Genomic DNA, 521 nt, shown 5'->3' with positions numbered 1-521 from the left:
AGCACCTGGCCTGCACCTGTCCAGTGGTGCACCGCCAGTCCCAGCGCGGTCAGCAGCAAATCATTGACCTCGGTGTTGTAGGCGCGATGAGCCTGCTTCAGCAGTTGCTCGGTTTCAGCTTCGGTCCACGCTACGGTCAGCACTTCGCTGTCTGCGTTCAAGGAGCCCTCATAGGCAAAATCCTTAGGCAGCGGCGTAGCTTCCGCTTTGGCCTGTTCCAGCTGCTTCCAGTACATGTCCTCCGCTGCCGCCTCTGGACGGTTGGCGTAAGAGGATAGCTCCCGTGCCCACATTTGGAAGGAATCCGTTTTATACGGCAATCGTACGGGTTCACCCTTGCTCGCCTGCTCGTAGCCTGTCGAGAAATCTTCAAACAGAATCCGCCACGACACTCCGTCCACCACCAAGTGGTGAATGGCGATCAGCAGATGGTCGCCCTCAGTGGTACGGAACCATCCCAGCTTCACCAACGGTCCTGCGGACAGGTCCATGCTGCTTTGAATTTCCGTTGCCTTCGCTTC

At 57.8% G+C, this 521-nt stretch carries 1 protein-coding gene; it reads right to left on the bottom strand.

The features are described 5' to 3' along the window. On the bottom strand, nt 1-521 hold a 521-nt coding region (locus tag HFE01_RS26455; protein ID WP_243208313.1), incomplete at both ends, for a condensation domain-containing protein.

The sequence above is a fragment of the Paenibacillus sp. EKM10P genome, assembly GCF_011800655.1.
Classification (GTDB): Bacteria; Bacillota; Bacilli; order Paenibacillales; family Paenibacillaceae; genus Paenibacillus; species Paenibacillus polymyxa.
This window is presented reverse-complemented; position numbering and strand designations above follow the sequence as displayed.